Raw genomic sequence first — 9,561 nt, forward strand, 5'->3', positions numbered from 1 at the left:
ACCATGCTTAAATGTCAGATCAAATCGATCACCTACTTGGTCGCGATCGCGGTTGCGACGCTAACGCCGCCCGCTTGGGCTGCGATTGAGATTGCACCGGCCCCGTTGTATGTCGGTGGTTTTGTTCCCGGTAGCTTGGCCTTAGTGCCTTCGGTTGAGTTTCCGACCATTATTAGTCAGGCCAATGTCGGCGCTTATTCTGCCAGCAATGAATACACCGGCTATTTTGACGCCAATAAATGCTACACCTACGTCAATGACCCCATTGAAGCCAATCGCCACTTCAAACCCATCAGCAAAACCACCACCCGCAGTTGTTCGGGCAATTGGAGTGGTAATTTTATGAATTGGGCGGTCACGCAAACCATCGATCCGTTTCGTGCGGCATTGACTGGCGGCTATCGCGTTCGCGACACGGCGAGCGAAACGTGGTTAGAAAAAGCGCGGCATGATCGCGGCGGCGGTTATGGCGATCGCACCAGCAACGTTGCCGGCACTACGCCGTTTAGCTGGGGCAATTTCACGATACGCGTCGCCAATTTGGGCAATAAGATGTATTTCACCGGCAGTGGTAATGTCAACAACCCAGGTACCGTACAGCCCTACCCTGATTCAAGCAGCAATGCCAAAAAAGAGCAGGTGTTTGAAGCCTCGGTGCGCGTGAAAGTCTGCGATTCGGCTTTTCCAGAAAAAAACTGCGCCCAATATGGCAGTAACTGGAAACCCGAAGGCTTGATTCAACAATATTCAAGTAATTTGCAATACAGTATTTTTGGTTATCTCAACGACAGTAACGCGCTTAGAGATGGTGGCGTGATGCGCGCCAAAAATAAATTTGTCGGTGAATATAAACTCGATGCCAGCAACAACCGCTTGGTGACCAATCCCGCTCGCGAATGGGATCCGAGCACCGGAGTTTTATACCGCAATCCAGATTCTGCCGATGCGGCAGATACCAATGCCGGCATCCAAGATAGTGGCGTGATTAACTATCTGAATAAATTTGGCCAAATGACCACACGGCAACACAAAAGTTACGACCCAGTGAGCGAGTTGTATTACGCCGCGATCCGCTACTTTAAAAACCTCGGCAATGTGCCGAGTTACTCCGATTTAACGGGCGATAGCAATAGCAAAAATCAGCAAGCCGATGGTTTTCCGGTGATTACCCGCTGGGATGACCCGATTAAATACTGGTGCCAAAAAAATGTCATTTTAGGCATTGGCGACGTTAACTCACACCGAGACAAAAACTTGCCAGGCAGCACCAACAGTAGCGGTGAGCCGGCGATGCCCAGCGAAGTGAGTAATGACAAAACCATTAATGTCGTCACCGCAACGCAAAAAATCGCGCAATTAGAAGGCATTAACATGAATGCTAATGCGCAATTTACTGGCCGCGATAACTCTGCGTATATCGCCGGTTTAGCCTATGACGCCCACACCGTTGATCTACGCCCTGAAGGGACTAACAGCAGTAGCGAGCTACTCAAACGCATTAAAGGCATGCAAACCTTATCAACGTATTGGGTTGATGTCCGTGAAGGTGGCGTTTTGGCCAACCGCAACAGCAATCAATATTGGCTGGCGAGTAAATACGGCGGTTTTAAAGTACCAAATGACTTTAAACCCTACGACAGTCAAACCACCAGCATTGCCGATGCGCTGTGGTACACCACCAAAGACATCTTATCGACAGGCGACAAGCGTCCAGATAATTTCTTTGTCGCCAGTGATGCACAAAACATGGTCTCGGGCCTGACTAAGGCCTTTGCCAGTATCAGCGCCGAGCGAACCAGCTCGGCCGCTGCACTCACTTCATCGAGTAATAAAATTGAGCCCGGCGTAGCGGTTTTTCAAACCACGTTTTCTAGCTCCAGCTGGAGTGGTGATTTAAGCGCTTACGCCATCAATCAAACCACGCAAAAACCAGAAACCACGCCGTTATGGAGCGCCGTTGCTGCGCTACCTAAGCCAGCGGATCGTAAAATTTATTTTAATCAAACCCCACAAGCGGCCTCAGGCAAGACTGAATTCAAATCTGGCGCCAGCGGTTTAGATTCAAATATATTTACTGCCAATGTCATCAATTATTTGCGCGGGGATCGTAGCCAAGAAGTCCCCAGCGGATCGTTTCGTGCTCGCAGTAGCGCGCTAGGTGACATTGTCAATTCAGCGCCGGTGTATGTTGGCAGCCCGAATCCTCGGCTTTATGCCAAAGAAGCCGGCTACGCGCAATTTGCCAAAGACCAAGCCGCTCGCACGCCAATGGTGTATGTCGGCGGCAACGATGGCATGTTGCACGGTTTTAACGCCAAAACCGGCGTTGAAGTGTTTGCGTTTATTCCCAATGCCGTACTCAATCAGCAGCTGGCCAACACGGCCTCACCCGACTATAGCCACCAATACTTTGTCGACGGCGAAATCAGTGTGGCCGATGTGTATGTCGGTAGTCGTTGGAAAACCATCCTAGTTGCCAGCCTAGGTCGAGGTGGTCGCGCGACCTTTGCGCTGGACGTCACCGACCCGAACAATATGTTGCCACTATGGGAAAATAACCCACAGCGGGCGCCAAGCATTGGCCAAGTGCTGGGTAAACCAGTGATTGCGCAATTGGCCAAAGGCAGTTGGAGCGCCATCATGGGCAACGGCCTGAACAGTGCTGGCGACAAAGCCCAATTAATGATGATTGATATCGAGAGCGGCGATGCCACATTTATCGACACCGGCATTGCAGGCAATAACGGCCTGTCTGCCGCCGATGTGTGGGATACCAATGGCGATGGGATTCATGACACCGCCTACGCGGGCGATCAACGTGGCAATCTGTGGAAGTTTAATCTGTCAAAAAACAATCCGACGGCCATTAAGCTGTTTAGCGCCACCAGCAGCTCGGGTGCCCAAGCGATTAGCGCCGCACCGATCGCCGTAGTCAATCCCAAAACCAAAGTACGCTGGGTGTTTTTTGGCACTGGCCGTTTTTTAAATACCAATGACTTAAGTAATAAAGACGTGCAAAGCTGGTATGGCATCATCGACAGTAATCAAGCCGTGGATCGCAGTAGTTTGATGACGCGCAGAATCCTCAAAGATGGCTCGACCAGCAATGGCTCAGTCCGCGTGATGTCCAAGCCCGGCGCCAACGATATGCAAGGCAAATCGGGCTGGGTGATCGATTTTAAAGGCTCAGGCGTGGCCATTGAGGGCGAGCGCATGCTGTTACCGAATCAAATTCGCGGCAATAGCTTAATCGGCACCAGCCGGATTCCAGACGGGAGCGATCCTTGCTTACCCGAAGGTCGCGGTTACACCATGGCCATTGACCCATTTAGCGGCGGGAGTTTAGAGCAAGGCTTTTTTGATCTTAATGGCGATGGCAAAGTTGATGAAAGCGACAAAATTGACGGCAATTATGCCAGCGGTGTTGGCTTTGACAGCAGCCCGAATGCACCGATTTTTGTTGGCGACGGCATGATTTCCAGTTTAGAAAACGCCGGTACTTCACACATAAAAACCCAAGGCAAATTAGGCCGCATCGTTCGCACCTCTTGGCGTGAAATTTTAGGAGTTTAAGTTGAAAATCCCAGTCCCGCCCCGCGCCGCACATGGCTTTACGCTGATTGAAATGATGATTGTGGTGGCCATTATTGGTATTTTGGCCGCCATCGCCTATCCCTCTTACACGCAATACGTGGTGCGTAGCCATCGTGCCGCCGCCAAAGCGTGTCTTTCTGAGCAAGCGCAACTCATGGAGCGCTATTACACCACGCATATGAATTACACCGGCGCGTCCCCGACATTGGCTTGCCAAACGGAGAGCGGCATGGCAACGCGCTATGCATTTACGACGGATATTGCCAACGCACGCAGTTACACCGTCACCGCCACCCCGATTGGCACGCAATTGAGCCAAGACTTGCAATGCGGCACGCTCAGTATCGACTCGCAAGGTGGTAGGACGGCGAGTGGTAGCGGCGGCGCAGCCGCTTGTTGGTAAAAAAAAACGGCGCTGCCAATCAGCGCCGTTTTTTTATCTTGCCTGCCCGCTCAAACTGGGCACAAAGTCTGCATCTCTTCACCGCGTAGCGTATGCACCGCAGTACCAAAATGCGCCGGTTTCACATATTGCGTCCATGGCGACTTGGCCAAGGCGTTTTGCATGTCGGCATAACCGGCATTGCGCCGCTCTAAAATCGATGGCCGAGAGAATTCCGCATCGGAATCGGCAATCTGCTCACCACTGGGGTGATACACCAAGTGGACAATATCAAAATGGGCATTGCCATTGTGTGCGCTCAGATTCAAATCATCGCTCACCGCGCTAATATCAACGTTAGCGCCTTGTGATACATGATGCATCGCGCGGCGATGATTATGCTGCTTGGCCAAGGTATCAATATGCTGCCGAGTTCGGCTGGCGTATTGAATCTGTTTTTGTCGCCACGCCACACTGTCCATATTGCGTGGCGCGGGGCCGTGTGCATCCCATAAATCAATCATAAACACCAAAGTGTTACCATCGAGCTCACTTTGAAAAATCGCATCCAATGGCGTATTAGACACACAGCCGCCATCCCAATACAGCTCACCATCCACCTCGGTGGCCGGAAATCCCGGAGGCAATGAACCGCTAGCCAAAACATGCTCTGGGCCGATGGTTTGCCGATGATTATCAAAAAAAACCAACTCGCCGGTCGTGACCTTGGTCGCGCCCAACACCAATTGCGCGCCTTGGTGATTGATCAAATCAAAATTGGCCAAACGCTGCAACGTGGCCCGCATTGGCGATGTATCGCAAAAACTGGCGGTCTGCGGCGACATATCATTGAGCAGCAAAGGGCTAGGAAACCGTGGTTGCCAAAAATTGGGCTGGCCCATGGTGACCGCTTCCATAAAGCTCAATTTGTTATACATCCGCCGCCAATCGCCCTGCAGATATTCACCGCTCATATTCTTGCGCGAAATATCTGACCATAATGCATCCAGCTGGCTTAAACGGTCTTCAGGGGTATTGCCCGCTAAGATGCAGGCATTAATAGCCCCGATTGATATACCTGCAAAAAAATCCGGCTCTAAGCCGGCTTCGTGCAACGCTTGATACGCGCCAATATGATATGCGCCTAAAGCCCCGCCGCCTTGTAATACCAAGGCAATCCGCGGTTTTTGAGATGATTTCTTTTCTGCTACAGCCATCAATCGCTCCTCAATCAATTCATCAGCAAGCCTGTTTTATCGCTTTGCATTACGCCCAGAACGCTTTTGCAAAAATATTGCTGCATCGCAACAAATAAAGCCTAGTCGATGAAAGGCACATTGGCATTATTTTTAATCGTCACTTTCACCGTGTATCTTGATCAAGATCCTGAAAGTCTTTTATCCGAAAACTTACAATTATCTGTACAATCCCTCGCACAAAAGTGGTCTGCCAAAATGAAACCACGCGGCAAAAAACCTTTGTCGATCGACCCCCTCTTTGATTCATCCTGCCAAGGCCTCAAAATGCTGCGTTTTTTTCTAGTTTTATTACTCATGACCTCGGCGCACGCCGAAACCCTGAGCGGCCATATTATTGGCGTTAACGATGGCGACACCGCCACGCTACTGACCACCGACAGAAAGCCAGTCAAAATCCGCCTGTGGCAAATCGACGCGCCCGAACGAGACCAAGCTTTTGGCGAAAAATCTAAGCAATCGTTGTCGGATTTAATTTATCGAAAAGACGTCACCGTGCAAGTCGACACCCAAGACCAATATGGGCGCAGCGTCGGCAAAGTGTTTGTTGGCGGGATGGATGTCAATTTGGAACAAATCAAACGCGGCATGGCTTGGTTTTATACCCAATACGGTAGCGATGAAAAATACCGTGCGGCCGAGCGGCAAGCCAAAGCGGCGAAATATGGTTTGTGGATCGATCCTGCGGCTGAAGCCCCATGGCAATGGCGCGCCAGTGGCAAAACCAGCCGCCCAACCGCCGTTAACCCACCGGCCGCTAACCAAGCTGCGCCAAGCAAAACGGCCACCAGCAACCCGCCCGCAGTTGTGAGCAACTACCGCTGTGACGGTCGACAACACTGCTCACAAATGAGCTCTTGCGCGGAGGCAACGTATTTCATCCAGCATTGCCCCAATGTCAAAATGGACGGCAATAACGACGGCATTCCGTGCGAAAAACAATGGTGTAAATAAACGCGATTTGCATTAGCCTCAGACATCAAATCCAACGCTGAGGCGTAGAAACAAAATCCGACGCAGAGGCATAGACACAAAATCCGACGCAGAGGCGCAGAGACGCAGAGACGCAGAGGAAACCAAGCAAAAACATCAAAAAACGCAGTTTAAATCGTGTTTGCTCCATTCTAATTTGGCTTTTCTCCGTGCCTCCGCGTCTCTGCGTCAAAAGGTTTTTCTAAAATCCGACGCAGAGGCATAGACACAAAATCCGACGCAGAGGAAACCAAGCAAAAACATCAAAAAACGCAGTTTAAATCGTGTTTGCTCCATTCTGATTTGGCTTTTCTCCGCGCCTCCGCGTCTCTGCGTCAAAAGGTTTTTCTAAAATCCAACGCAGAGGCGTAGACATAAAATCCAACGCAGAGGCACAGAGACGCAGAGCAAACCAAGCAAAAACATCAACAAACGCAGTTTAAGTCGTGTTTGCTCCATTCTGATTTGGCTTTTCTCCGCGCCTCTGCGTCTCTGCGTCAAAAGGTTTTATTGCGTTTAGCGATTTGATCTGACTTGGTTTTTCTCTGCGTCTCCGCGTCTCTGCGTCAAAAAGGTTTTGATCAGTACGGCATAACGATCGATTGATCCTCATGCCGCCACGCAATTCACTGAACAAGCAGCGCCCAGCAATTAATTCACTTTCACCTCAAGCACCCCCGATTGAATCGACAATTGCGTGTCTTTCATAATCACCGGGCTAGGCACTTGACCGTTTTGCAAGGGGTTGATTTTGCGGAAGGTGCATTGCATTTGCGTCGGCGTTAATTTCACCACTGCGTAGCCTTGTGCATCGGTATCGGCGTAACGAATCCATGGATTATTCACCGGTGCTGCGCCCGTTGCTGGATTGGCGAATGGATTCAGAAACGGCGTGACTTGGCTGGCAGGAATCTGCGCCGCAGTGATGCCGCCGCCGACTTTTTGCGCGATGTTTTGTGCAATAAAACCGGCGAGTGTTTGTGCGGCGATGGATTTTTTAGTCGCCGCCAAATTGGCAATCAGCGCGGCAATGGTTTGTCCAAGTTGCCCGCCAAGCAAATCATTAAAGGTATTCACCTCGCTGCGGCTTAAACCTGCCGTGGCGACAAAAGCTTGCGCTGGTACGATTTTGGCGTTAATTGCCCCCGTCACGGCGGCGCTCACTTGGCTGCTATTACTTAAATCGCTCACTCCGGCTTGCTGCGCGATGCCGACGCTGAGCATTTGAATCGCGATCTGCTCGGCCCCCGCTTCACTACTAAACACCAAAGCCTGCGCGCTCGCCAAAGCCGGGTCACGCACGGCACTGGCAAAATAATGATAGAACGAATCGCTACTCATTCCCGCCGTCACCAAGTCGATCAATGCTGGCGTATTGGGCGGCGTGGCGCTGTAGTCGGCGTGGGCGACACCGGCGTAAAAACTATGAATATCACCGGTAATCGCCACCACATTTTTGATTTGATTTTGGCGAATAAATTGCAGCAAATCGCTGCGCTCGGCATTAAATCCATCCCACTGATCGGCGTTGAGGACCAAGTCTTGCTGCAAGGCGCTTGGCACGCCCGGCAAATTGCGAGCATCTAAGCGCATTTTGAGTAAAGACACTTCATTGCCCCACACCTTCCACTGCGCTTTGGAATTTTTAAGCGTGCTTTTCCACCATTCGCGTTGGGTTTTACCCAAAATCGACACCAGCGCCAACTCGTCGCCCTGCGCTTTACCGATGGCCATTTTTTGCGCTTCTACCGCGCTTAACTGCTGGCTAGGCACTAAATACCGACTGCCAATACTGCTGCCCACTGCCGCCTCGGGCAAGATATGGTCGGCGCGGTAAAGTCGCTCGTCGGTCATCACCAAATGCATCAACTGGCCAAATTGGAAATCGCGATACAGTCGCACGGTATGAAAACCACTGGCCTTGGCGTCAAACACGATATCGGCCGGCATAAACTCATACCAGGCTTGATTGGCCGAGCGGCGACGCGTTGTTTCGTGTTTGTTATCGCCACCGCGCTGCGGATCGTAAGTCCCATTGTCGTACGTGGTCGCATCGCCCCAGCAATCATCAGAAAACTCATGATCATCCCAGATGGCAATCATCGCAAAGCGCGCATGCACTTGCTGCAAGCGTGGGTCGCTGCGGTATTGTTTATACAGCGCGCGGTAATCGGCCAAAGTCAGCGCATAGCGCGCACCGCTATTGCCCGCTTTAAAAGCACCATCGGGTAGTTTTAAAGCGCCATGCTGGGCTTCAACCTGACCGGTTTGAAAGTCTTCACCAATGGTTTCATAAATATAATCACCAAGATGGACGATAAAATCGAGATCCTCAGTCAACAATTGGCTAAAGCCGCCCCAGTGATGAATGCTCCAATCCTGACAAGACAAAAACGCAAACTGCAATTGCGCTAAATCAGCATTGGCTGCCGCTGCAGTTTTAAAACGCCCCACCATCGAGCGCGAACCATTCACAATAAACTGATACCCATAGTAGGTATTGCCCGCGAGGCCAGTTAATTTGTGGCGTACGCTATGATCCCATTCAGACAAGGCCGCGAGCGTGACATTGGCAACCACTTTACCCGTTAACACGCCTTCGCTGCCGGTCAAACCCGCTGGATCACCCTCGGTCACCAATAACTGAATCGTGCTATTCATTGCCGCACCTTGGCTGGCAATCGGATCAACATTACGCGGTAAAACGCGCGTCCATAATACGATGCTGTCGCTGCGTGGATCGCCAGCCGCAACGCCTTGCGGAAACTGATACTGCAAAGGATTAGGGCTCGAACTTGGGCTCGGGCTCTCCGTTGGCACTAAAGCGGAGTCAGTGCCACCGCAAGCAGTCAGCAGCAGTGGGCTAGCAGCGCTGGCAGTCATAAAACCAGCAAGACGAATAAATTGACGGCGATCCACAGTTTTCTCCCAGAAAGAGCGCCATCCTCCTCGCCTTGTATTGCAGAAATATAAACGGTCGTTTTATTTTTGAATTTGTTGTAAGCGTGTCAAACCGCACCGCCTTTAATTTCAGCTTGCAGGTTCAAATAGTAAGCGCCGTATTCAATCCCAGGCAATCCAAATAAATGGCAATGTTCAGATTACGTGTTGATGGTTTTAAGTGCCTGCGGCACATTGTTTTACAGTCGCAGTCCGCGACGGGGACCCCAACTCTTTGTCCGCCAAAGAGTTGGGGGAAAAGAAAGGCGATTTTGATCTCGCCCAGCTCCGCTGTGCCCTCGATTGTCGTGAGCCAAACGATAAAACCGTTTGTCTCTCTCCTCACTCGGTGCGCTTAAACGGGATTTTAAGCCCCAGCTCGACGAGCGCGGCACAGCATCAGCACCAAATCTGAAC

General features: G+C 51.1%; 5 protein-coding genes. 3 read left to right on the forward strand and 2 right to left on the reverse strand.

The window, feature by feature from the left end; genetic code table 11:
- Nucleotides 1-3 precede the first annotated feature (3 nt).
- Nucleotides 4-3,573, forward strand: a complete 3,570-nt coding sequence (locus LG219_RS10905) for a pilus assembly protein (RefSeq protein ID WP_226764521.1) — start codon at nucleotides 4-6, stop codon at nucleotides 3,571-3,573.
- Between the two features lies 1 nt (nucleotide 3,574).
- The gene (locus LG219_RS15440) at nucleotides 3,575-3,997 is read left to right on the forward strand and encodes a type IV pilin protein (protein WP_284691685.1); all 423 of its coding nucleotides are present in this window, start codon (nucleotides 3,575-3,577) and stop codon (nucleotides 3,995-3,997) included.
- Nucleotides 3,998-4,047: 50 nt separating this feature from the next.
- Here LG219_RS15440 and LG219_RS10920 read toward each other — a convergent pair whose 3' ends face one another.
- On the reverse strand, nucleotides 4,048-5,193 hold the full coding sequence (locus LG219_RS10920) for a patatin-like phospholipase family protein (RefSeq protein WP_226764522.1): 1,146 nt from the start codon (nucleotides 5,191-5,193) through the stop codon (nucleotides 4,048-4,050).
- A gap of 306 nt (nucleotides 5,194-5,499) precedes the next feature.
- Between LG219_RS10920 and LG219_RS10925 the strand changes: the two genes are divergently transcribed.
- Entirely contained in the window at nucleotides 5,500-6,186 is a 687-nt protein-coding gene (locus tag LG219_RS10925) for a thermonuclease family protein (protein WP_226764523.1), read from the forward strand.
- Nucleotides 6,187-6,855: 669 nt separating this feature from the next.
- Here LG219_RS10925 and LG219_RS10930 read toward each other — a convergent pair.
- Complete coding sequence (locus LG219_RS10930; protein ID WP_226764524.1) at nucleotides 6,856-9,123, reverse strand: alkaline phosphatase D family protein; 2,268 nt, start codon at nucleotides 9,121-9,123, stop codon at nucleotides 6,856-6,858.
- Between the last annotated feature and the right edge of the window lie 438 nt (nucleotides 9,124-9,561).

This window comes from Deefgea salmonis (assembly GCF_020531905.1).
Taxonomy (GTDB): Bacteria; Pseudomonadota; Gammaproteobacteria; order Burkholderiales; family Chitinibacteraceae; genus Deefgea; species Deefgea salmonis.

Coding starts and splice junctions, on each gene's coding strand:
- LG219_RS10905 (WP_226764521.1), top strand. CDS start 4: ATGCTTAAATGTCAGATCAAATCGATCACCTACTTGGTCGCGATCGCG.
- LG219_RS10920 (WP_226764522.1), bottom strand. CDS start 5,193: ATGGCTGTAGCAGAAAAGAAATCATCTCAAAAACCGCGGATTGCCTTG.
- LG219_RS10925 (WP_226764523.1), top strand. CDS start 5,500: ATGCTGCGTTTTTTTCTAGTTTTATTACTCATGACCTCGGCGCACGCC.